Below are 22027 nucleotides of genomic sequence, written 5' to 3' on the forward strand. Positions count from 1 at the left end.
GAATAGTGAGGAAAAGATATTTTATATAACTTTTGTATAATGCATCAAGAAACAGATTGCGAGGAGAGGGAGATGGAAAACATCTTACATGGAATAGCTGCTTTTCTTAGGGAAGAAAAAAATTCTGTAACAGAAAATCTGTTGCAGCAAGCGATAGAGCAATTGAAATTGGAATTGACTGAAGAGCAGCAGGCACAGCATTACGATTTACTGGAAACACTCCTGGATAAAGTATCAAAAGGCTTATTGCTGACCCGGCAGGAAGCGCAGGAGCTGGATCTGGATTATGACGTCGACAAGTATTTTTATCATAGCGGAACCCTTCTGCAAAATACGGTCGAAATCATCAGCACCTTCCGTTTATTGCTCCACCGGGAACTTCTGGAAAGAGGGTTGTTCAAAGCGAGCAGTGCTTCACAGATTTCCTGGCTTTATCACCACATCATCTACATCTTTGATGATGCCATCCGGAAGACGACGGCAAATTTCAATCTGGAAAATCAAAAAAGGCTGGATGCCAATGAACAGGAGATCATGGAACTGGCGGCGCCGATCGTGCCTATCAAAAGAGGAGTTGCCGTCATGCCGCTCATCGGTGAATTCACTGACTCCAGAGCCATTTATCTTTCAACGGAAGTCATTCCACGGGTAGTGGACCTGAATATTGAACAATTGGTCATCGATTTTTCGGGAATCCATAATTTCGATACGAACGTAGCCCAGCAAATCTTCCGCATCCGTGATGTCCTGCAGCTTTTGGGGATACAGCCTGTATTGACCGGGATTCGTCCGGTGATTGCCCAAACGGCTGTCAGTCTGGGGATCAATATGAATGAAATGAGGACGTATGGAACGGTGAAAGAGTTTTTGGAAATAAACGCACATTAAATGGAATTCAGCAATTACAAAAGCCCAACTCAAACTAAGGCGTTTTCTTCTATTCTATATTATAGAAGAAAACGCCTTGTCTTCAGGATTCAGGCCAGGCTCAGTCCGCCTGCATGCCCCCGTCGACATTATAAATGGAACCTGTTACGAAAGAAGCTTGATCGGAAGCGAGGAACAGGACGACTTGCGCCACTTCAAGCGGTGTGCCGAATCGGCCGACGGGAATGCCTTGGCGGATCGCCGCTGCTGCAGATTCCGGATCGTCCGGTGCAATATTGCTTTGGATCGCTGTCAGCATCTGCGTGTCGATGGCTGCCGGAGCGACTGCGTTGACCCGAATACCGTGCTGTGCCGCTTCAAGTGCGGCCGTTTTCGTCAAACCGGCGACCGCATGTTTTGATGCGATATAGCCTGCCATGCCTGCTGACCCGATATAAGCGGCGTTCGACGCTGTATTGATGATACTGCCGAAGCCCTGCTTTTCCATCTGGCGGATGACGTGTTTCAACCCCAGGAAGACACCTGTCACATTGATGCCCATGATCAGTTCGAATTGTTTCTTGTCGAGATCTTTGATTGGTGTGAAAGGACCGTTGATGCCGGCGTTATTAAAGAACACATCAATGCGTCCATATGTATCGACCGTCTCTTTGACATAACGCTCCACGTCTTCTTCATCCGTGACATCTGCCCGGACCAATCCTACGCGGTCTCCTGCATTCAGCGCATCTTTGGTTTTCTCCAATGCTTCCTGATTAACATCCACCAGCATCACCGTATCGCCCTGGTCCAAAAACGCTTTAGCCGTTTCCATGCCGATGCCGCCTGCGCCGCCCGTTATTAATACGATCTTTTCTGCCATATGAAGAACCTCCTCTGATTTATTTGAAATCCGTTGCGATAAATGTGACCGCTTTTCTATGGAAATCTATAATGGCAATAAAATGTAAACCCATTAAAGATAACGCTTACAACAATCAATGTTATAATATTCAATAGATTTAGTATACTCCCTATAAAGTGGTGGTCACCTGCCTTTTATAGTTCCACTAGAATATTAAAAAAATGCAAACAAAGTTATTATACAATTACTATACATATAAGGTTTTTAAATCCAGGTGAAGGGAATAAGAAAGAGTATAATAATTTTAAAAGACAGCTCTGCGATATTGAAAACATGGAATTGAAGATGATAGTGAAAGAAAGGCGGTACATAGATGGGGAAAGAGACAAAATCAGTTATCGTCATCGGGGGAGGCCTCGGCGGCTTATCGGCGGCAATATCACTCTCACAGAAAGGATATGCAGTTTCAATTTATGAAAAAAACGATCATATCGGCGGGAAAGTGAACCGGCTGGAGCAGGATGGGTTTGGGTTCGATCTTGGCCCTTCCATTTTAACGATGCCGCATATTTTCGATAAACTCTTCCATGGAAGCGGCAAGCGTATGGAGGATTATGTGCCGATCAAGCGGCTCGAATTGGAATGGCGATCCTTCTTCCCTGACGGCACGGTATTGAACCTGTATCACAACCTTCATGTGATGGAACAAGAGAATCCATCGTTGACGAAAAAAGACATGAAGGAATATTACGACTTGCTGAAATACTCCAGGAAAATTTATCGTACTACAGAAAAAAGTTACTTGAAAGAAGGCTTCGAATCGCCGGTTCAGGCTGTTGCGCAAAACGGCATCATTTCGACGCTCGTCGGCTTTGACCTGACCTCGACGATGTACAGCGCCATTTCCAAACGGATCAGCAACCCGCATCTGCGCGACATGCTGTCGTATTACGTCAAATACGTCGGTTCGTCCCCTTACAGCGCACCGGCTGTCCTGAACATGATGATTTATATGCAGCATGCACAAGGCTGCTGGTATGTAGAGGGCGGAACACATAAGCTGGCGGAGGGCCTGCTGAAGCTGGCACGTGAAGAAGGCGTTCAGATCCACACCGGAAAAGGCGTGATCCGTGCGCACACGAATGAAAACAAAAAAATATCCGCAATTGAACTGGAAGACGGCACCATCAGGAGTGCGGATTATTTTGTATCGAATATGGAAGTCATTCCGTTCTACAGAAAAATGGTGGATGTCGAGAAGAAGTTCATCACTAAACTGGAGAGCAAATATGAGCCGGCAAGCTCTGGGCTCGTGCTGCATCTTGGTGTGAAGAAGACCTATCCGTTCCTGAACCATCACAACTTCTTCTTTTCAGAGAATTTACACGAACAGATGGATAAGGTTTTCGAGAAACATGAGCTGCCGGACGATCCGACGATCTACCTCGTCAATGTCAATAAAACCGATCCGACGACAGCGCCGCCGGGTCACGAGAATATTAAGATCCTGCCCCATATCCCCTATATCCAAAAAGAGCCGTTTACACCGGAAGAGTACCGGCAATTTGAGGAAAAGGTGCTGGATAAACTTGAGCGCATGGGCCTCCACGGACTTCGGGACAATATCGTGACACGTGACGTCTGGACGCCGCATGATATCGAACGCGTCTACGGTTCAGACCGGGGCGCGATTTATGGGACGGTTTCCGATAAAAAGCGTAACGGCGGCTTTAAGCACAAAAAGCAGAGCGAACTTTATGATAACCTCTATTTTGTCGGTGGCACCGTCAATCCTGGAGGAGGCATGCCGATGGTGACGCTCAGCGGCCAACAAGTCAGTGACAAGATTGTTAAGCGTGATCTGGCAAATCAACGATAATAACGGTAATGAATAAAAAAGCTGCGATCCGGAATCAAACCCGGATCGCAGCTTTTTTATGGTTTCAATTATTAAATGACAAGATACGTTTTCAGCGATTGCTGCAATGTGCCGAATGTTTTTGTTTTCGGGTCGAATGACAATCCGAGCTGGATCATTTTCCGCACGACTTCTGCGCGCAGGCCGGTGATGACGGTCTTACAACCCATCATCGCTGTGCCATCAATGATTTTCATCAGATGATGGATTACTTCCGCTTCCATTTCGGCGATGCCTGACAAGTCGAGGATCAATGTATCAATGTGTGAATCTCCTACGACCGTCAGCACTTTTTCTTCCAGGATGGATGTCCGGAAGGAATCGACAGCTCCGATCAATGGCAGAATAGAGACTGACGAGTTAATCGGGATAATAGGGACAGACAGGTTCTCGACAAGTTCCCGGTGTGCCATGATCAGGGAATCCTTGTAGGTTGAATAGCTGATAAAGAACGTATTCAGGAATGTATCGACGCGGTTGTTCACATCACTTTCCATGGAGAAGAAGTCAAAGCCTGATTTATTGAGAGTGGCATCGTTATATTGCTGAAGGAAGGTCCAGAGTGTACGGCGGATTGCCTGGATCCATTCCAATTTAAAGGAAAGTGCGATCGAATGAGTGGCCCAGGCGATGCCTTCTTGTTTGGCGAATAATTTCAGTTCTTCTTCCTGGCCATCGATGATATAACCGACAACGGCGTGGGCATTGGTTACAAGGTCGATGTTGCCGATTCTCAAAATTTCCTCGATTTTGTCTTTGACATTGACAGCCTCTTCAAGTAATTTTTCTTCGAATGCTTCACGATATGTATTGAAAAAAACTTTGATTTCTTCTGAGTGCTGTATTGCATCAGCCATTATTGCTCCCCCTGTAGTGTATAAATATTTAAGATGAATTACCCAATTATCTTTACTGTATACTACTTTGAAAAATTATCCTAATTTAAATGGAATTTAAGGAAATAAAGCCAGGATTCATGCCGAAAAAATGAAAGTCCAAGCCACAAATACCCTTATTTGAGTTTCATTAAACCTTGTTTTTAGAAAAGAGTTTATATTTTTGTGTGTGAATCATTTATAATGAATTAAGGATATTTATACGTTATCTTTAATAAAAAAATGTGATTCGGCTGATAGCCAAATCACAGGGTGGTAGATGCTTAAGCTGGAAGATTCAATTGCCACGAAACACCGAACCGGTCATTGAGCCAGCCGAACTTTTTGCTGAATCCGTAATTGCCGAGCGGCATCATAGCCTGACCGTTTTCAAGCAGCCCCTGATAAAGACGGTCAATTTCTTCTTCGGAATCACAGGTGATGAAAATCGAAAAAGAGGGAGTGAAAGTGAATTCGTGTTTCAAGTTGCTGTCGATGCACATAAGCTCCTGGCCTTTGACCTTGAAAACCGCTTCTTTTACAGTTCCTTCATCACCGGACTCGTTGGCGCCGTAGCGGGCAATACGGGTTATTTCAGCATCATCGATGACCGAGACATAGAAGTTCATCGCTTCTTCTGCTTTACCGCCTTGAAACATCAGGAAAGGGACAGCTTTTCCCATCAAAATCAGCTCCTTTTCTCACTTTTTATACCTGTATTGAAGGTGAGTGGTCTGCTTTCATTATGCCATATCGGGCGACTTAAAAGCATCATCCATGGCAGCTTTTCAGGGATGAAAAATTTTTTCGCGCCGTAATACCAGGCAGGAATCCAGAAAGAAATGTGGAATACAGCTCTATCAGATTTATAGTGAAAAGGAGAGGTGCAGGTGAAGAGGCTCGCTGCCTGGTGCTGCGTTGCAGGAGGATTTTTATGGGGGATCAAACCGTTATACGATTGGCTGGTGCTCGGCCGAATGATCAATACAGGCTATGCACCCAGTGATGCCACGGATTATTTGAAATTCCTGTTTCCGCTTCTTTGTCTGGGAGGCATCCATATACTCCAGTCAATCTACAAAAGAAAGGTGAGAAGGTCAGCCATCATTCTCGCAGCTGCGATCATCTTCCAGAGTCTATTTCATTTTTTTGAGATCTACGCCTTGGATTCCGCTATTCCTTTTGGTCTGTTATTTATGTTTTCAGGCATTGTGCTCCTATTGATAGGTGCATTCCTGCTCAAGCGAAAGCTGCAAACTACTGAAGCTGCACCGCGTCCGCTTGTCCGTCTCGCCCAAAGCTTGTTCATTATAACGCTGCTGTTCTGCGCCTTGCCTTTTCTCTCCGGTTTCCTATCGGACGCCATTGAAACGCCTATCCTGATTTTGCTGATGATGGGAATCGGGTTGATTTTTTCTGCGATTGGTCTGGTGTTGCTGAAAGTGATCCAGCATGATTATTGATTTTACAGGATAGTCACAGACGTGCAACCAGAAATTGTAAAATAAAACAGGCACAGTCCATATGAATGGAAAGTGCCTGTCTTGATCAAAAGTCGAAGTTGTCAGGGTCCGGACCCACTCTTTTGTTTTGGTTCAATGCAGAGATCCGGTCCATTTCCTCAATTGATAACTCAAAATCAAAAATCGTGGCATTCTCGATGATGCGCTGTTCATTCGTCGATTTCGGAATCGTCACGACGCCGGTTTGCAGATCCCAACGAAGAATGACCTGTGCCACCGATTTCCCGTATTTTTCGCCAATTTCTTTCAGCACCGGCTGATCCAGTAATTCGCCGGCCATCAGCGGGGACCAGGCTTCCATCTGGATACCGTGTTCGACGCAGAAATCCTGGACTTCCTGTTGTGTCAGGTACGGATGGTATTCGATTTGGTTGACCATCGGCTTAACTGCAGCGTCTTCCAAAAGATCCTTCATGTGGGAAACGTGGAAATTGCTGACGCCGATCGCTTTCACGCGGCCTTCATTATAAAGGGTCTCCATCGCTTTCCATGTTTCTTTATATTTGCCATCGATTGGCCAATGGATCAGGTACAGATCCAAATAATCCAGGCCGAGTCGCTCCAGGCTTGCTTCATATGCCTGTATCGTCGATTCGTAGCCTTGATCCGCGTTCCACACTTTTGATGTGATGAAGAGGTCTTCTCTTGAAATGCCGGCTTCTTCAATACCTTCACGGATACCTTGCCCAGTCGCTTTTTCATTCTGATAGATTGCAGCCGTATCTATGCTGCGGTAGCCATGGTTGATCGCTGTTTTTACTGCATTAACCAGCTCAGGTCCTTCTACCACTCTGAAAACACCCAGACCAAACCAGGGCATTTCCACGCCATTCTGCAACTTCACTGTCTCTTGTAAACCTTTTGCCATTACCGAAGAACCTCCTGTTGTGTAAAAATAATTAATAAGCCAATTCCTGAATAGGAGATGTGCATCTCCTATAAAAATAATACCAGTTTTTTGAATTAATCAAAGAGTTATGGGAGTTGAATCAGCCAATAAACAAAGCATTTCCTATTTTCAGTATTGATTTTCTTGTAATGGCCGGCAGCGATAGATGTTATAATCAGAAGATATGAAAAGGGAGCCGGAACTATATTCCAAGGCTTGCCGAATTGAATTTCAGTCAGCAGAACAGGTGATTAGATGGTACAGACAACAAAGAGCATAAACAGGACATCCTTGCGCATAACCAATACCGCTTCAGAAAAAATGAGAGGGTTCGGCATCAGCGAACGCTCGTTTTTTAATGGGGCGAAACCCTTCAAGCTATTGATGGAGCGCTATCCGACGGGCCCGGATGGTTCACTTTCTGTTGCTTTTTTCTTCGGAACTGAAGACAGTGCCCGGCTTACCGGCGGCGGGGACCAGCTTGTCGTCCTCCACTGCGTTTTCCGCAATCACCATTTACTGGTGGTAAATGTGACGCTGCGTAAGGCGCATCATGCGCTCGGCACGAACTGGCTGCGGGAAGAGCCGGTCGTCTTCACGGATTCACGTGAAGCGGTGCCGGTGTCGTTCATCAACCTGATCAACCGGATGACACCGGCGAAAGAACGCTCAGACTATGTGAAAAAGCGGATTTCGAGCTGGGAAGGCTATTTGAAGATCCAGGAGCAGGGAATGGATATCCCGGATATCAAATCGGCGTATTCGGCACTGGCCTTCAATCATGACTTCAGCGGCATCACGCTGACAGGCTGCCGGATGAGCGATGCGGAATGGAAGAATCTGCGCGGCTTAAGCGTACGTCTCACCGGAATCGACGGCGACGTCGGAACGGTATTGAAATCGTCAAACCGGAATGTTGAAATCGAATTGAATGGATATATCATCAAACAGCTTCGTGAAAAAGGGCAAGCCCTCTCGAAAAGGGAAGTGGTGTTCAGTAATTTCGCGGCTCTCAGCCAGATCCGGAGATTGCGCCAGGGCTTCACGAACCTGGAAAAAGGAATGGCGGTGAACCCGCAGCTGGACCGGCTAATATTCGAAGAACAGCCGGATGTTGCGCCGTTGAAAGAACTGGAGAAGCTTACTTTTCACAACAGGCTGAATGATTTTCAGCAAAAAGCGGTGTCGGGTGCGATGGCGGCGGAGGATCTCTATGTCATTCAAGGGCCGCCGGGAACAGGGAAGACGACGGTAATTTCGGAAATCTGCCTGCAGAATGCGAAAAAAGGATTGCGGACGCTCGTCGCTTCGCAGTCGAACCTTGCAGTCGATAATGCGCTTGGCCGCTTGCTCGCGAACAAAGATATCCGTATTCTTCGAGTCGGCCGGACCGAGAGCATCGAAGAAGACGGCAAGAAATTCATCGAGGAAAATGTGGGGCAATATTGGAAAGACAGCACTTTAAAAGAAATCACGGCGCAATTTGAAGTGCGCAGCCTGCGTGAAGCGGAAGTGGCTGGAAAATTGGCAGCGACAGAACGTGCATATGCAGCATTGCAGCCTGTTTTTGAGAATCTGAAAAGAGCGGTAGCGGATAAAAAAGAAGCTGCAGAACGCTTGAAAGAAATTGAATTGCGGTGGAATAAAGAACAGGAAAAGTTCCAGGCATTTGACGTTCAAAAAGAACAGTCACTGAAAGAAGCCCGGAACAGCGAGCAGAAATTGGATGAGCTGGCGGCTTTTATTGCTGCCAATGAAAACCTTCTGGATAGCGGGAGGGATGCTGGCTGGTTCCGGCAAGAGCGGGAGCGGGTCACAGCGGCGATTGCAGAACTGGAACAGGCGCTTCTGCGAAAAGAGCTCGAAGGCAAATTGACAGACCAGCGGCTGGAAATGGCTGCGGCTTCGGACAAACGCAACCAGATTGCCGCCTTGATGGCCGGCAAGAAAGAGGCGCTGGACCACATTGAAAGCGTAAAAAAAGTGGATGGATTGCTGCAGGTGATGACAGAGCAGAAAATCGAAGAGACCACGGCAATGACCTATTCGATCGGTAGGCTGGACATGATCCGGGACAAAATGGCTGAACGCAAACAATTGGAGAAGATCAATGAAAGCCTCACTTCGGCGATCCAATACGTCGAGAAATTGCTGGCACCTGCGGGTATAGCTGTAGAACCGCTGAAAAAGCAGGCGTTGACGTCGGGCGAAGCATTTACAGTGGCTGACATCGAACAGTTTATCGATAAGCTGCGGGCTTTCCTGAAAAACACGAAAAGCATCGAATCCGCTGTGCTGCTTAAAACCCTGGGCGGTCTGTATAAGCGCCAAAATGAGCTGTGGCGGAGAGGGCAGATGCTGAAGCCTTATGACGCCTACATCGATAATTCCAGGCAGGCATTTCAGGAACTGAAGAAAACGCTCAGCCTGGAACTGCTGAAACAGCAGCAGCAATTCGCTACGGCCGACAGCAAATGGCTGGGTGAACTGGACCGCATGCAACAGGAGCTTGAAACACTTGAAAGAAAAGTGGCTGGGTTGCCGTTTGTTTCAGATATGCCATCAGTGCTTGAAAACGCCATCGAAAAGGGGAAGGCGGAGCGTTCTGCGCTTGAAAAAGAGGAAACTGCTTTTGAACAGGCAGCTCAGCGTCTGAAAGAACTTGTAGCGGAACAACTGGAAGAAACGGAAACACTCCAAACCACCCGCTTAAGAATCAGTGAACTTGATGGAGTGCTGGCAACTGTGCAGAAACAATTGGCAGCCATAGAAAAAGAGCGGGAAGTTTTGGAAGAAATCCTGTCTTCCGATCCGGAAGCCGAGTATGAACAGACGGCGAAACAGATTGCCACTCTCTCCTTCGACCAGGAATCCCTCAAACAGGAACAGAAGGACCTGCCTTTATTGCAGCGGATCCAGAAGAAATGGCTGGAATTATTGGAAACTGCAAACGACCACGATCTGGACGAAATTCGGAAACTCTATATCAAGCATGCGAACGTGATCGGGACGACCTGTGTCGCTTCTGCCCGCAAGGATTTCATCGATAACTATCCGGTGTTTGATGTCGTGATCATCGACGAAGTGTCGAAAGCGACGCCGCCGGAACTGCTGCTGCCGATGCTGAAAGGGAAGAAAATCATCCTTGTCGGCGATCATCATCAGCTGCCGCCGCTTCTCGGCAACGATACGCTCGAAGAAACGCTCGAAGCGATGATCCGGGAAGACAATAGTTTTGAAGAAAAGCGTGAACTGGAAAAACTGCTGGAAGAGTCGTTGTTTGAACGTCTGTATAAAAACCTGCCGGCCTCGAATAAAACGATGCTTGCCATCCAGTACCGGATGCATGAAGACATCATGGAGACGATTTCACCGTTCTATCAATTTGATAACGACAAATTACGCTGCGGACTGGAGGATTCGGACCGCGAACGTGATCACTCCCTCGAATCCCCAGGCATCAAACGCAGCAACCATCTCATGTGGCTCGATCTGCCGAATGAACCGGCTTATTTTGAAGAGCGCATGAGCGGTGGGAAAAGTTTATATAATCCGTCTGAGCTGCAGGAAATCAGCCGCTTGTTAATAGAATTGAACGACGCCGTGGCTGATGCAAAAGCAGCCGGGCGGATAGAGGCAGATGAACTGAAGACAGTCGGCGTCATTTCATTCTACGGTGAACAGGTCAAACGGCTGCAGCGCATGATCGACCAGGAACTGCGCCTGCCGCATTTGACGATCCGTACAGGGACGGTCGACCGGTTTCAGGGCAGCGAAATGGAAATCATTCTGCTGAGCATGGTGCGCAACAATCAAAATGAGCACGGGGATATCGGTTTTGCGAAAGATTACCGGCGCCTGAACGTCGCGCTGTCACGTGCCAAGCAATTACTGGTGCTGATCGGCAGTTCCGACATGTTCACGAAACGCGCAAAAAAAGAAGAAACGAAACGGATGTACCGGCATGTACTGGGCACCGTTGAAAAGAAAAATGGCTTGAGATTACTGCAGAAGGGGTGAGCGGATGGAAGGGCTGAAAAAGAAATTGAGTAAAAGTCTCGCCGCAAACCCGGATGTGGCGATATTGAAAAGTGACGTCTGGCAATTGCCGCTCAAAATCTATGAAGTTTCGTATGGCCGCCTCAAGCGGTTGAAGATGGACATCCTCATGAAAATGCTGTTGTTCGCGTTTCAGGAAACCGATATCCGCCGGGCAGCCGCTTTGGCGGATATGCTGGCCGTAGAGGAATTGTTCATCAGTGATTTGATCCATAAAATGAAGAGCTCCGGTTTGATCGCCCTCGGTAAGAAAGGATACGTGCTGACTTCCAAAGGGTTTGATTATCTGGAAAAAGGCATTTTCGAGGAAGAGCTGGATGACGGGCAAGCGATGATTTCCTTCAGTGAAAGTCACGGAGATTACCAGCTTGTGGAGGCGGACGGACAAATGGAGGACGCAGCACTGACGCTGTTTCGCTACGCCGCAGAAGGAGAGCCGGATGCCGACCTCATATACGAATTGCTGTCGAGGGAAATGGACGCTGCTGAAGAGGATTTCCAGCTCATCGTTTCCGGCATCAAGGATATGACTGAAAAAGAGGAGATCCATATTCCGTGCATCGAGTTCCAATTGTATGACCGGAAACAGGACCTGTTTTTTTCGAGGGTCTGGCATACAGGCTCGAAGTTATGGGATGAAACGCTTGAAAAAGCGATAGAAGAAAAGGAGTTGCCCGGTTGGCGTGAGGCGATGGAAAAAGCGGAAGCTTTGCAATAGCATGAAAAAACGTGGTCCCCATTATCCGGGGACCACGTTTTGTGTTATTTCGTATTCGTAAAGCCGCCATCGATGCGGATGGTTTCGCCATTGATGTACTGGGCTTTTGAAGTGAGGAGGAAAGCGACAGTTTCTGCGACTTCCTCCGGTGTGCCGAGGCGTTTCTGCGGAATCCCTGCTTCGGCGTTCTTTTTCATCTCCGGATTGGCTTCAAAATAATTTTTGACCATCGGTGTTTCAGTCGGTCCCGGTGCGATGGCATTGACGCGCAGGCCATCTTTGGCATATTCCGCCACAAGGCTTTTCGTCATGCCGACGATGCCGTGTTTCGTGGCGGCGTACGTGACGACTGTATCCTGGCCGATGACTCCGGCACTGGAAGCCGTGTTAACGATCGACCCGCCGCCATTTTTGACCATGACTTCAGCGACATAGCGCAGACCATAAAGCGCGCCGAGCAGGTTGATGCCGACGATCTGCTCGATTTCTTTAATATCCGTATCAAGGAAATATTTGCCGCTGCCGGAAATGCCGGCGTTATTGAAGAAATAATCGATCGAACCGAAATGTTCGAGCGTCTTGTCAACGTAATTCTTCACTTCTTCGGCTTTTGAAACATCCGCTTTGATGAAAATGGCATCGACGCCTTTCTCTTTCACTTTCTCGACGGTATCATTGCCGCCTTTTTCACTGACGTCGACTACGACTATATTGACGCCTTCATCTGCGAGGCGCAGTGCCGTGGATTGCCCCAGACCGCTGCCGCCTCCTGTAATGATTGCTGTATTGCTCATATTCTTTTCCTCCTCAGGTAGATTTGCTGATAACTTGCCATCCTTTATTATGATTCCCTGAAAAGCCCAGAGTTAATTAGGAAATGAAGAAAGCCTCCCGACAACGGTGTCCGGAGGCGTATTTTATGAGATGGCCAGCAGTTCTTCAGCAGATTCCGCTGGAAGGATGGTCCGTTGGCAAACCAGGATTTCCCGGAGAAATAGACTCTTTTTCGCAATGCAGCGGTCGATGATGGTAAAGCCCGCCTGTTCAATCATATGGTCGATCGGTTCGATCGTCACGACAACAAGGCGTTCTGTGACAGGATGTGCATGTGTCAGAATATCCTGCTGCTCAGCAGGCGTTGCATCCGTATAAAGGTTATAAGGCATGTCGATAATCGCCACGTCATACTCTTCAGTGATGTCCGCAATCTGCCCCAATTCGACTTCCCCGGTCAATCCGAAATGAGCGATGTTTTCCCTGGAACCATCGACGACAAGCGGGTTGATGTCCCGTCCGACAATATCGATCCCCATGGATAGAGCTTCGACGAGCACCGTCCCAATGCCGCAGCACGGATCGATCGCTTTGACGCCCGCAGGATCAGGGACGGCAATGTTCGTAATCGCCCGTGCCACCCGTGTGCTCAGCGCTGTGGAATATTCGCGGGGTTTCCGCTGATGCTTGAACCAGACCGACTCGCTCTGGACACTAAGCCCGAAATACCAGCGTCCGGCATAAGGCATCAGCCCGAAAACGACATCCGGCTGATGGACATCGGCGCGCCCTTTGATGACGAATCCGATTCGCCGTTCAGCATCGCGCTTCTCCTCAAAACCGAATTGCCCGGAATCGGCAAGACCATTGATCTTTGGGAAAATCACTTTGAAAGTGGCAGTTCCCATCTCTATCCGAGATGCAAGCTCGATGATTTCCGGCAGTTCAGCCGCTTCGAATAAAACCTCCAGCCGCTCTTTGATGAAGGGGCTTCTGCTCGGGGCAAAGCCATATGTGCTTTTGATGATTTTCCCATCAGTATCTTCCCCGAAGAAAGCGCGCATCTCCATCTGGCATAACTCGGTTTCGTCCTGGTGGTAGGCATAGCTGTAGATGAATTCACCCGTAGGCGTTAATCTTTTCAATGGATCCCGTCCTTTTATATGTACTATGTCTAAGCTTATACCAATTAGGTAAAAGGAGCACGTTTGCATCTCTGATTTCCATGATAATGCAGTGGAACAGGAATAAATGCGGAAGACTTTCGGATTCGACTGTCTGAAAGTGTCCATAAATCTACCTGCAAATCGGCGAACGTCCGTAAAGTCGTTTGACACGTTTGCGAACGGTTTTTTCGGCCCTTTTTTGCCCTTTTTGAATCGTTCGTAAACGTGTACTTTTACAAACGGTTTTATTTTTAAAGATTCAATTATTTAAATTCATATAATGGAAATTTTTAGTATAATAAGTGTAGTTTATAAAAAAGATAGAAAATGAAGTAATTTAGTAGAAATCCGAATTGACTGATTTAGAGAAACTTCGCCTCATACAAAAGTGGTTCGCAATATATATATAAATGGCAGCCAGGGTATTTACAAAAAGACTAGTGGGAGTGATTACAATAATGGAAACCCCAATACATACTGAATATTTTACATTGAAGAAAATGGCGAATGGTGTATTTGCAGCAGTCGCCAAACCAGGAAACGGTGCATGGAGCAACGCAGGATTTGTTGACTTAGGAACTGAACTGCTTGTGTTTGATTCGTTCAATACGCCATCTGCAGCTCAAGAATTGAAGAAACAAGCCGAGAGACTTACGGGAAAAAAAGTGAAATACCTGATTAACAGCCATTATCATGGCGACCACATTTTTGGCAATCAAGTCTTTAAAGAACAAATGATTATTTCTACTGAGGTAACTAAAGAATGGATCAAAGAGAAAAATGCTATAGGAGAAGTTGAGGCCGAACTTAAAGAAACCAAACAGTACCTGGATAGCCTCAAATTGCAAATTTCAACAGAGAAAAACGAAGTAGTAAAGCAAAGTCTAGCAAATCAATATGCGGAAATGGCAAAATTGTTGGAGGAGCTTCCTATTTTACAACTCGTATTGCCTTCACTTACGTTTGAAAGAAAAATGATCATTTCCGGAACTGAGCGGCATGTTGAGTTATATTGCTTGGGTGGCGGTCATTCCCCGAGTGATACGTTTCTATATGTGCCTCAAGAGAAGGCTGCCTTTATGGGGGATATTGTAACCGAAGAGCTGCATCTGCCAATTTTCCAACCGGAAGAGTTTTTAAGCATTTTGCAGGAAGCCAAGAAGATGGATATACAGTCGCTTTTGCCGGGTCATGGGGATATCGGCACCACACAACAAATCGATACCATGATTCAGTACATATCCATGATGATTCATGCAGTAAAGGAAGCACAGCAAACCGATATTTCGTTAGCTGATTTCGTTTCTGCCTTTGTAATTCCCGATGAATATAAAAGATGGAAAGGCGTTCAAGGCATTCAGCGCAACCTGAACTCGATTTATAAATTTTATTACGATAAAAAAAGCAAAAAAGTCTCTACCTCATTTTAGTAGCAAACTAAATTTATATTTTCATTAAGGTTTGAAGTAAACTCGAATAGTTTGAGAAGGAGGTAATAAAATGGAGAATTTAATAGGTGAAATCGAAAGAAATGTAAACATTGTACTAAAAGACAGTAACCTTTCCGGTTCGGTTTTCATTGCCCAAGAAGGTGAGATTTTCTTTAATGGAAGCCAAGGGATGGCAAATTATGAACTGAGTGTAGCCAATTCCTCTAAAACAAAATATCAGATTGGATCGATTACAAAGCTATTCACGGCTACAGCCATCATGCAGCTGGTGGAAAACCAACAGCTTGATCTGGATTCCACAGTAGATCGGTACATAGCAGACTATCCGAACGGTAACCAAATCAAAATCACCCACCTATTAAGCCATACTTCTGGAGTTGCTAATCTCACAGAACTCCCCGACTTTCTCGAATGGGTAAAAAATTATTCGCCTGTCTCAGAAACCATTAAGCGATTTAAGCATCAACCCGTTGATTTTCCAGCAGGGCAGGGGTACAAGTATTCCAATTCCGGTTATATCTTGCTTAGTTACATTCTGGAACTCATAACTGGCCAAGCTTACGAAGAATACTTAATAGAAAATATCTTTACCCCTCTAGATATGAAGAACTCCGGTTTCGATAAGCAAGAGAAAATCATTGAGTGTCGTGCATCTGGTTACAATATAAAAGGGCCTTAACTGATTAATTCTCCTCCTATCCATATGTCCAATCCCTATGGTGCTGCTTCCTTATATTCAACTACAGAAGACCTCTATCGCTTTAACCAGGCATTTTATACAAATAAATTACTGAATCAGGAAAGCATAGAGAAGATGCTGCAACCTTCTTTGGGAGAGCACGGACTAGGATGGATGATTAAAAGGGAGAAGAATCAAAACGTTGCCTATCATGGTGGGGGAATACACGGTTTTAGTGCGAATTTTTTAAGGTACATCGATTCCAAAATAGTGGTCATTATTCTTTGTAATGTCCTTTATCCAAAACAAAAAATCGAAGAGATTAGCGACAGTCTTGTTGATATCGTTTTTTCTAAAGTATATTCAAAGTAAGGACCAGAAATATTCGATATCAACTGGAGGTTGATAATATGGAAGAAATAAAAAAACCAATTGTAATTGCAATAGCCAGTATTTCAGGCGGCGGGAAAACAACCGTTGTGGAAAAGTTAAATGAAGAATTGCCAAATTCTAAAGCACTTTTCTTTGATGAGTATGATTTGGAAGGCCCTGAAAATGTAATAGATTGGATGAATCGTGGATCTAATTATAAGGAATGGAATCTTACTCCTATTGTGAAGGACTTAGAAGAATTATTGAGGGAATCTCTCGATTACATTGTGTTGGATTTTCCGTTTTCCTACAAGCATGCTCAAACTCATTCTTCTATCAATTTTTCGGTCTTTATCGATACGCCATTGGATATTGCACTGGCACGTCGAACAATCAGGGACTTTCAAGATAGCTCTACAGAGAATATTGTTGAAGCGATGAAACACTATAATTCGCATGGGAGACAAGCTTATCTGGAGATGCTTTATACAATCAAGCCAAGTGCTGATTTCATTGTAGACGGGTCTCAATCAGTAGCTAAAATTGCAAGTTTGATAGTAGAAAATGTATCAAGAAATCTTTCTCGGCAAAATTAGTTTACATATCATGACTTTATCGGAAGCTGCGCATATAGAAGGGAGACATTCAGAAAATCACCGAATGTCTCCCTTCTATATAATAGGTACTTCAATAAGTCTACCCATTGCCAATAACATTACAAATAAAGGAAAGAAACCATAGATGTCAAATGCATCTCCCCAGAGCCACATTGAAAGTGAAGCGATGTCGAAGGTTCTGGTGCCAATTGCTCCAAAGATAGTGTTTAATTCATACGTGGTGGAGCTCATTCCTTTATTCCATAAGTAATGAGCTTCCCCTTAGCTTATAAATTAAGAATAAAATTATGCAGACATTGACCAATAAGAGAAGATGGAATGTAAAATTGAAATCCAGTGTGATTAAAATCGCCGTAATTGAGATGAGACCTGTGCTGATAATAGCGGTGATTATAGTGGATTTACCCTGCTTGATTATTTCCATCTCACTGGACCAGTTATAATTTGGGAATTTCAAATTGACAAAGAAGCCAGTGATGCTAATAAGCAATAAACTTGTGATTGTAAAAGAAATGAAGAGCAGTGAATCCAATAACGATGAACTGAAATTTTGAGTATAGACCAAAATAGCACAAGCTAATCCTGGCACAAAAAGCATCATGTTTAACGCGATTTTGGCTTTTGCAAGGTCCATTAAAGGGAGGGGAGACGTCAACAAAATCCAGATGCTTTGGCCTTCAAAAGATAGGCTTGATGAAGTGGTTGTGGTCAAAAGAATACATACAGTCGTAAATAGAATGAAGATATATTTGCTTGATAACGTGATAAAGGACAGTTCCAAGGTAGTGTCATACAAAAGAGGGGAACTATTGAACAAGTAAGCCAGGCTGCCAATTAGTAATAAAGCCGGTGTAAGCACTGTATTGCTGACATAGGTAATAGATGATAGATAAAGTTTCAGCTCTTTTGAGAATAGACTTTTAAATGAACTATTGGAAGAAACCGTGCTAGAATCACGTGCTCTCCTTTTTGACGAAGTAGAATAGCTTGCAACTAAGAAAGCATATCTTTTAGTAAATACGTATCCGGTTATGAGAACAAGAACGAGAGTTATCGCTAGCAAGCTCAGCAAGTAAAAGAATCCGAATTCTGAGGTAGAGTTGCTAATGATGCCGAACAAGTAGAGTGGGGAACTAGTAGAAAAAATGTCTTTGTAATTCAATGACGCAGAGTTGTATGTGATATATAAAAGAGGTGAAAGGAATAAAAAGAATGTAAGCAAAGCTTCGATCACATTACTATGGATTCTGAAAAAATTAAGAAGAATTTTTACTGCTAATGAAATGATGAATGTTGTTGTAATAACTAGTAAAGGAAGTATCACTACAAGGATAAGACTGGATAATAGAACGAACCAGAAGTCGGGAAGAATGAACATATGCAACAAGATGCCAGCAAAAACGGCTATTGCAGTAATGAGTAAATAAAGAATCATGAGTTTGATTACATTAAAGAGCTTGGCTTGCCATAATGGAATAGGCAGGCTGAAAATAAGTTCAGTATCTGAAGAAAAAATCATTTTTTTAATGCTGCTTAAGATGGTCCAGAACCCCAAGGCCCAAAACAAAATAGACGAAAGAATCGGAAAAAATAACATGGATTCTTCGTTGATGTACAAATCAAAAGCGATATAGACAATATATCCAATGGCCATAACAACAGCGGCACAATAGCCTGCCAACGTAAGAACAGCGTGCTTTCGGTCGTCATCGTTATTGGATGATTCCAATCTGGAAAACTGAAAATCATTTGCCAAGATATACTTTTGCAATTGAATTAGCTTACTCATGTGCTGTGATGCTCCTGAATTTTTCGCCCAAGCTGCTCTCAGACAATAGGTTGATCATCGTATCATTGACGACCACTTCGCCGTTGTGGATCATGACCACTTTATTGCATAGCTTTTCCGCTACTTCTAAAACGTGGGTCGAATACAACACAATGGATCCTTCAGCTACCCGTTTTTTCATTTCTTCCTGTAAAAAATAAGTGGCGTTCGGATCTAGCCCGACAAAGGGTTCATCCAATATGATTAGCTTTGGATTATGCATAAGGATTGAAATAAGAACGAGTCTTTGTTTCATGCCATGCGAATAAGTAGAAATCAAATCATGGATAGCACTACCGAAATTGAGCTTTTTCAGCAAGGTGTTCAATTGTTCGTTTATCGTCTCGTTGTCAATTTGATAAATGCTTCCAATCAGTTCCAGGTACGAATACCCCGTCATGTTCCCATAGAGCACAGGAGTGTCGGGAGAGTAACCGACCATATGTTTAAATTCTTGTGGGTTTTTCTCTATACTCACGCCATCTAATTCAATAGCGCCTTGATCAAAGCTATGAATGCCCACGATGGATTTGATGGAAGTCGTTTTTCCAGCTCCGTTCATGCCGATGAAGGCGCAAATATCGCCTTCCACCAAATCCAAGGTTAAATTTCTAATGCCTTTTTCAGATCCTTTGTATAACTTGGTCAAGTTGTTTATCGATAACATTTGAACTAGCCTCCTTCAATTAAGACTTTTTGAGATTCATATTGGCCCATGAGAGATTAAGTAAAATGAATGCCACACAAGTTGCAATACTGAAGTAATTGGAGTCGTGGACCGACAGCAACTGGTTCTCCGCGAGGTTTAAGGTGCCGCCTGGGGACAGCTGGAACAAGAAGTGGTTGAACCCCTTGATCAGAATAAAGAAAATAGAAGCGGCGATTGTCGTAATGGCGATTAGGATGGGACTCTTGACAAAGGTGCTGATCAAGATGGCCAGACTCACGACGAAGAGGATCCATAAACTGTACAACAGCAGAAACAGGAGAAAGTTTGAAAAAGAGAAAGAACCGAATAAGAAAATGGTGTAACCATAGGAAACGACTGCCCCAATGGATATGCTGAACATGCTGATAACCCAATGTCCCATTAGTTTTGACAATAGGTAGGAGCGCAGCGAAACAGGACGGGTCAATATGAAATCTTGCATACCGCTGTTACGGTCGGCTGCAATCAGCCCCATGAAGCTAATAATCAAGATGATGAGTCCGATTTGATTGAATTGGCCGGAAATGGTCGACAGGAGAACTTCAGCAGAACTTGGCACCGGCCGGTTCGGATCGATGGTGATCCCATCTGCGCCGCCAACATTTTCGAGGATAACGTCCATGTATTTAGTGATCAGCGGTTGAGTAATGCCCAAGATCACGAAAAATAGTGATAACCAGATGAACTTAAATTCTTTTGCAGCTTCTACTAATTCAGTGCACGTTAATGTATAAAATTTTGTCATGTGTCCGACACCATCTCCAGGAAAATTTCTTCTATCCCTCTTTCATAAAACTCAATGGATGTAATATCCATTTCTTTTGCAGCGAAGTCGTTTACGACTTTCTGTAAATCCAATTCTACAGCTCCCGTCAAAAGAAAGGTGTTCGGTGATAGGCATTCAACGCGTTCGACCTCAGAGCTTTTCAATGCTTCACTTGTTTGCGGGACATTTCCCATCTTAACTAGAATTTGTTTACGGTCTGATTTCTGAAATTCTTCGGTTATGTTTCCGACAATCATTCCATTTTTAATGATGATGTACCGGTCGCAAAACTCGCTGGCGTCGTCCAATATATGTGTCGAAATAATGATGGTCGTTCGCTTCTTTAAGCGAGCGATCAATTTTTTCACTTCATTCCTGCCGATCGGATCCAACGCAGAAACCGGTTCATCCAAAATCAGCAGCAGCGGTTGGTGCAAAATGGCCTGGGCAATCCCGAGCCGCTGTTTCATGCCGCCAGATAATTGTTCCACTTTGTAATTTCCTTTATCCTTGAGCCCGACTTCTTCTAAAACCGCTGAAATATTCCCCTTTAAAAATGTCTTGTCCAAGCCTGACAATTTTCCGAAGAAAAAGAGCGATTCCTCACACGTCATCCAAGGTTTGAAGTCCGTATGCTGAGACAAATAGCCAATATTTTTCTTGTGCTGCACGATAGGCTTGGAATTGAATGTAATGTTCCCTTGTTCATGCTGCAGAATTCCAGTCATGCATTTAATGAGCGTCGTTTTTCCGGCGCCGTTCGGACCTAATAAACCGACACACTCGCCTTCTGCAATCGAGAAGGTGACATCGCTCAAGATTTTTCTTTTTTTGATCGTCTTATGAAGCTTCACCACTGTAATCATTTCGGATCATTCTCCTTCCAATCACTAAATACAATATCGGTCCGAGCAATTGGAGCAATATAATGGTGACCAGCCAAATATATGGCGAGACAATCAGATCTTTTCTTTTGAACCAATCATAGAGCGCGACTCCAATCAGTAATAAGTTAAATAAAATAATTGGCAAGACAAAAGGAAGAATCTGCGGCCAATCAATTTCAAGTAGAACAGTCATATCTGTATTCATATAAAACACTCCTTCAATTATCATTATCAATAATGATAATTGAAAAGTCAACAACTCTATTGTATTTTAGATGTATACTCAAAAATAAATTAAAGAGTAATCTCATTTTTTATTGAAAGAAAATCCTGATATGGATGTTTATAAGAGGTTGGTAATCTGGAAGAAAGACTAATAAATAGCTTACTAAGCATGAATAAAAAGGAGACGAAATAGATGGAGTTTGATTTATTTAAAAACCAGGTCAGGTTCAAAATAGCTTTGGAATTAATAGATGTCGATGAAGGGTTATCGATTATGCAATTGAATAAATTATTGAAAGAAGTATCGCAAGCGACATTATACAGACACGTAAACTCAATGGTTGATGACGATTTATTGAAAGTCGTTGGCATAAATCGTATTGGAAAAGTTGAAGAAAAGCTGTATGCCCTGAATACTCAAGCTTATAAGATTAGCGAAGAAGATTGGCAGTCTGCCTCTTACGGCGATAAAATAAAGTTTGTAACTTATTTTTTTATGTATATTTTACAAAATTATAAGGATTATCATGAGAATAGAGTTACCGAAAATTCTCAAGATCAAGCGACATTTTCCTTAGTGAAATTGAACTTAACAGATGATTTATTCGATGATTTTCAGACGGAATTAAGCACATTAATGGAAAAGTACTATAATAGAAAAGAGGATAAAGAAGGAAAGGATCGGACGATTTCCATGGTGATTATTCCGTAACATCTCTTCTTTGAAGAGAAATTATTCTTTAAAACTTTGTTTACATGTGATGACGTTATCGGAAGTTCTTTAAAAACAAATACAAGAAAGGAAGAGGGAAGCCAACTTATCAGCTTTTCCTCTTCCT

The 22027-nt window shown here is 44.1% G+C and carries 19 protein-coding genes and 1 pseudogene; 9 read left to right on the forward strand and 11 right to left on the reverse strand.

Going from position 1 to position 22027, the window contains the following annotated elements; all coding sequences use genetic code 11:
• The first annotated feature begins 72 nt into the window (after positions 1–72).
• Entirely contained in the window at positions 73–888 is an 816-nt protein-coding gene (locus tag IQ294_RS15805; protein WP_203335015.1) for an STAS domain-containing protein, read from the forward strand.
• 100 nt (positions 889–988) lie between these two features.
• Here the strand turns inward: IQ294_RS15805 and IQ294_RS15810 are convergent, their stop codons facing one another.
• Positions 989–1750 carry an SDR family NAD(P)-dependent oxidoreductase gene (locus IQ294_RS15810; RefSeq protein WP_203335016.1) on the reverse strand — a complete coding sequence of 254 codons (762 nt, stop codon included), beginning with the start codon at positions 1748–1750 and terminating at the stop codon, positions 989–991.
• 355 nt (positions 1751–2105) lie between these two features.
• On the opposite strand from IQ294_RS15810, the gene IQ294_RS15815 reads away from it, so the two are divergent.
• Positions 2106–3611, forward strand: a complete 1506-nt coding sequence (locus IQ294_RS15815) for a phytoene desaturase family protein (protein WP_203335017.1) — start codon at positions 2106–2108, stop codon at positions 3609–3611.
• A gap of 71 nt (positions 3612–3682) precedes the next feature.
• Here IQ294_RS15815 and IQ294_RS15820 read toward each other — a convergent pair whose 3' ends face one another.
• On the reverse strand, positions 3683–4507 hold the full coding sequence (locus tag IQ294_RS15820; RefSeq protein WP_203335018.1) for an STAS domain-containing protein: 825 nt from the start codon (positions 4505–4507) through the stop codon (positions 3683–3685).
• A 302-nt stretch (positions 4508–4809) separates the two neighbouring features.
• Positions 4810–5208, reverse strand: a complete 399-nt coding sequence (locus IQ294_RS15825; RefSeq protein ID WP_203335019.1) for a VOC family protein — start codon at positions 5206–5208, stop codon at positions 4810–4812.
• 207 nt (positions 5209–5415) lie between these two features.
• Here IQ294_RS15825 and IQ294_RS15830 point away from each other — a divergent pair, with 207 nt between their 5' ends.
• On the forward strand, positions 5416–5988 hold the full coding sequence (locus IQ294_RS15830; RefSeq protein ID WP_203335020.1) for a hypothetical protein: 573 nt from the start codon (positions 5416–5418) through the stop codon (positions 5986–5988).
• 85 nt (positions 5989–6073) lie between these two features.
• Here IQ294_RS15830 and IQ294_RS15835 read toward each other — a convergent pair whose 3' ends face one another.
• Positions 6074–6916, reverse strand: coding sequence for an aldo/keto reductase (locus IQ294_RS15835; RefSeq protein WP_203335021.1), 843 nt, complete (start codon positions 6914–6916; stop codon positions 6074–6076).
• Positions 6917–7192: 276 nt separating this feature from the next.
• Here IQ294_RS15835 and IQ294_RS15840 point away from each other — a divergent pair, with 276 nt between their 5' ends.
• Together IQ294_RS15840 and IQ294_RS15845 are read left to right on the forward strand one after the other, a co-directional pair.
• Positions 7193–10957, forward strand: coding sequence for a DEAD/DEAH box helicase (locus IQ294_RS15840; RefSeq protein WP_203335022.1), 3765 nt, complete (start codon positions 7193–7195; stop codon positions 10955–10957).
• Positions 10958–10961: 4 nt separating this feature from the next.
• Complete coding sequence (locus IQ294_RS15845) at positions 10962–11714, forward strand: hypothetical protein (RefSeq protein WP_203335023.1); 753 nt, start codon at positions 10962–10964, stop codon at positions 11712–11714.
• A 44-nt stretch (positions 11715–11758) separates the two neighbouring features.
• On the opposite strand, the gene IQ294_RS15850 is transcribed toward IQ294_RS15845, so the two are convergent.
• On the reverse strand, positions 11759–12508 hold the full coding sequence (locus IQ294_RS15850; protein ID WP_203335024.1) for an SDR family NAD(P)-dependent oxidoreductase: 750 nt from the start codon (positions 12506–12508) through the stop codon (positions 11759–11761).
• 123 nt (positions 12509–12631) lie between these two features.
• A complete protein-coding gene (locus tag IQ294_RS15855; protein WP_238942884.1) occupies positions 12632–13633 on the reverse strand; it encodes a TRM11 family SAM-dependent methyltransferase in 1002 nt (333 codons plus the stop codon).
• A gap of 479 nt (positions 13634–14112) precedes the next feature.
• On the opposite strand from IQ294_RS15855, the gene IQ294_RS15860 reads away from it, so the two are divergent.
• From IQ294_RS15860 to IQ294_RS15875, 3 genes and pseudogenes are all read left to right on the forward strand, one after another.
• Entirely contained in the window at positions 14113–15084 is a 972-nt protein-coding gene (locus tag IQ294_RS15860; protein WP_203335025.1) for an MBL fold metallo-hydrolase, read from the forward strand.
• Between the two features lie 70 nt (positions 15085–15154).
• Positions 15155–16156, forward strand: a pseudogene (locus IQ294_RS16365) (serine hydrolase domain-containing protein).
• Between the two features lie 38 nt (positions 16157–16194).
• The gene (locus tag IQ294_RS15875) at positions 16195–16752 is read left to right on the forward strand and encodes a nucleoside/nucleotide kinase family protein (protein WP_203335028.1); all 558 of its coding nucleotides are present in this window, start codon (positions 16195–16197) and stop codon (positions 16750–16752) included.
• 256 nt (positions 16753–17008) lie between these two features.
• Here IQ294_RS15875 and IQ294_RS15880 read toward each other — a convergent pair whose 3' ends face one another.
• From IQ294_RS15880 to IQ294_RS15900, 5 genes are read right to left on the reverse strand one after another with little or no spacing between them, the layout of a single operon-like run.
• Positions 17009–18562 carry a hypothetical protein gene (locus tag IQ294_RS15880; protein ID WP_203335029.1) on the reverse strand — a complete coding sequence of 518 codons (1554 nt, stop codon included), beginning with the start codon at positions 18560–18562 and terminating at the stop codon, positions 17009–17011.
• Positions 18555–19268 carry an ABC transporter ATP-binding protein gene (locus IQ294_RS15885; RefSeq protein WP_101803416.1) on the reverse strand — a complete coding sequence of 238 codons (714 nt, stop codon included), beginning with the start codon at positions 19266–19268 and terminating at the stop codon, positions 18555–18557. Before IQ294_RS15885 ends, IQ294_RS15880 begins: the two co-directional genes overlap by 8 nt.
• Positions 19269–19287: 19 nt before the next feature.
• Positions 19288–20055, reverse strand: coding sequence for an ABC transporter permease (locus IQ294_RS15890; RefSeq protein ID WP_203335030.1), 768 nt, complete (start codon positions 20053–20055; stop codon positions 19288–19290).
• Entirely contained in the window at positions 20052–20942 is an 891-nt protein-coding gene (locus IQ294_RS15895; protein ID WP_203335031.1) for an ABC transporter ATP-binding protein, read from the reverse strand. Before IQ294_RS15895 ends, IQ294_RS15890 begins: the two co-directional genes overlap by 4 nt.
• The gene (locus tag IQ294_RS15900) at positions 20917–21168 is read right to left on the reverse strand and encodes a PLDc N-terminal domain-containing protein (protein WP_203335032.1); all 252 of its coding nucleotides are present in this window, start codon (positions 21166–21168) and stop codon (positions 20917–20919) included. Before IQ294_RS15900 ends, IQ294_RS15895 begins: the two co-directional genes overlap by 26 nt.
• Positions 21169–21381: 213 nt before the next feature.
• On the opposite strand from IQ294_RS15900, the gene IQ294_RS15905 reads away from it, so the two are divergent.
• Positions 21382–21900 carry a helix-turn-helix domain-containing protein gene (locus tag IQ294_RS15905; RefSeq protein WP_101803420.1) on the forward strand — a complete coding sequence of 173 codons (519 nt, stop codon included), beginning with the start codon at positions 21382–21384 and terminating at the stop codon, positions 21898–21900.
• Positions 21901–22027: the final 127 nt, after the last annotated feature.

Source organism: Planococcus beigongshangi (assembly GCF_016820495.1).
Taxonomy (GTDB): domain Bacteria; phylum Bacillota; class Bacilli; order Bacillales_A; family Planococcaceae; genus Planococcus; species Planococcus beigongshangi.

Bases quoted from the DNA above. Each gene is read 5' to 3' on its own strand.
- IQ294_RS15825 (WP_203335019.1), bottom strand. From the start codon at position 5,208: ATGGGAAAAGCTGTCCCTTTCCTGATGTTTCAAGGCGGTAAAGCAGAA.
- IQ294_RS15900 (WP_203335032.1), bottom strand. From the start codon at position 21,168: ATGAATACAGATATGACTGTTCTACTTGAAATTGATTGGCCGCAGATT.
- IQ294_RS15890 (WP_203335030.1), bottom strand. From the start codon at position 20,055: ATGACAAAATTTTATACATTAACGTGCACTGAATTAGTAGAAGCTGCA.
- IQ294_RS15820 (WP_203335018.1), bottom strand. From the start codon at position 4,507: ATGGCTGATGCAATACAGCACTCAGAAGAAATCAAAGTTTTTTTCAAT.
- IQ294_RS15860 (WP_203335025.1), top strand. From the start codon at position 14,113: ATGGAAACCCCAATACATACTGAATATTTTACATTGAAGAAAATGGCG.
- IQ294_RS15905 (WP_101803420.1), top strand. From the start codon at position 21,382: ATGGAGTTTGATTTATTTAAAAACCAGGTCAGGTTCAAAATAGCTTTG.
- IQ294_RS15885 (WP_101803416.1), bottom strand. From the start codon at position 19,268: ATGTTATCGATAAACAACTTGACCAAGTTATACAAAGGATCTGAAAAA.
- IQ294_RS15895 (WP_203335031.1), bottom strand. From the start codon at position 20,942: ATGATTACAGTGGTGAAGCTTCATAAGACGATCAAAAAAAGAAAAATC.
- IQ294_RS15875 (WP_203335028.1), top strand. From the start codon at position 16,195: ATGGAAGAAATAAAAAAACCAATTGTAATTGCAATAGCCAGTATTTCA.
- IQ294_RS15845 (WP_203335023.1), top strand. From the start codon at position 10,962: ATGGAAGGGCTGAAAAAGAAATTGAGTAAAAGTCTCGCCGCAAACCCG.
- IQ294_RS15815 (WP_203335017.1), top strand. From the start codon at position 2,106: ATGGGGAAAGAGACAAAATCAGTTATCGTCATCGGGGGAGGCCTCGGC.
- IQ294_RS15805 (WP_203335015.1), top strand. From the start codon at position 73: ATGGAAAACATCTTACATGGAATAGCTGCTTTTCTTAGGGAAGAAAAA.
- IQ294_RS15840 (WP_203335022.1), top strand. From the start codon at position 7,193: ATGGTACAGACAACAAAGAGCATAAACAGGACATCCTTGCGCATAACC.
- IQ294_RS15810 (WP_203335016.1), bottom strand. From the start codon at position 1,750: ATGGCAGAAAAGATCGTATTAATAACGGGCGGCGCAGGCGGCATCGGC.
- IQ294_RS15880 (WP_203335029.1), bottom strand. From the start codon at position 18,562: ATGAGTAAGCTAATTCAATTGCAAAAGTATATCTTGGCAAATGATTTT.
- IQ294_RS15835 (WP_203335021.1), bottom strand. From the start codon at position 6,916: ATGGCAAAAGGTTTACAAGAGACAGTGAAGTTGCAGAATGGCGTGGAA.
- IQ294_RS15850 (WP_203335024.1), bottom strand. From the start codon at position 12,508: ATGAGCAATACAGCAATCATTACAGGAGGCGGCAGCGGTCTGGGGCAA.